The organism is Oligella sp. HMSC05A10 (assembly GCF_001808335.1).
In the GTDB taxonomy this organism is placed as follows: domain Bacteria; phylum Pseudomonadota; class Gammaproteobacteria; order Burkholderiales; family Burkholderiaceae_B; genus Oligella; species Oligella urethralis.
On record NZ_KV792943.1, the window covers coordinates 1 to 723 of the forward strand.

At 39.6% G+C, this 723-nt stretch carries 1 protein-coding gene and 1 pseudogene; one reads left to right on the forward strand and one right to left on the reverse strand.

Annotation, left to right across the window (positions count from 1 at the left end):
• Positions 1 to 138: 138 nt before the first annotated feature.
• Entirely contained in the window at positions 139 to 405 is a 267-nt protein-coding gene (locus HMPREF3144_RS08875) for a hypothetical protein (RefSeq protein ID WP_168163062.1), read from the forward strand.
• A gap of 76 nt (positions 406 to 481) precedes the next feature.
• On the opposite strand, the pseudogene HMPREF3144_RS11730 reads toward HMPREF3144_RS08875, so the two are convergent.
• A pseudogene (locus tag HMPREF3144_RS11730) lies at positions 482 to 723 on the reverse strand (hypothetical protein); the annotation flags it as partial.

The following is a 723-nucleotide window of genomic DNA, read 5'->3' on the forward strand; positions in this document are numbered from 1 at the left end:
GTATTTAACTGCTTTTATGCAAAAGTCTCACTTTTGTTGAAATTAATTAATTTCAATTTAAACTCTTTGCGTGTGCTTTTGATCTTGTTGCCGGTGATGGTATTGATTAATCTTTTCGATTAGCTTATTCGTGTGCCGATGATTAATCATTACGGTATTGAAACAATAGGCACGGTCACTTCTGTTGAAAATACCTCGCTTGCATTGAATTTTAATAGTGTAAAACGGTATCGAGTGCGCTATACACTAGCAGACAGTAGGCAGCAAGAAGCCTCGTTTTTGAATATCACGGATGATTATTATCCGCGTGATGGTTCAGTACCTATCCCGAGGCAGGGTGGTGAATTTAAACTAAAGTATTTGCCTCAAAAGCCTAAGTACTTTATTTTGCTTGGTGAATCATAGCTGCAAATTGATTAAGGTCTTTCAGGGGTGTCCATGAACGGTATTTGTCAAGGTAGTTGTCACTCATACATAAATTTTAAGCTGCTTTTTTTACTTTAATATCATTCTCCGGATTTAACGTGACGGTACCTAAAGGGGTGTAGTTTCTTACTGCACGTGAACCCCAGCGCATTGGATTATCTCTTTTGGCATTCGCTAGCACTTTGTGCCGCTTTGCTAGTATTTCACGGTCTTTGCCCTCATGGCGTTGCTGTGGTGTTACGTAGTTAAGCTGACTGTGACGATGTGTAATGACCCAGCACTTTCTGCTCACATTAT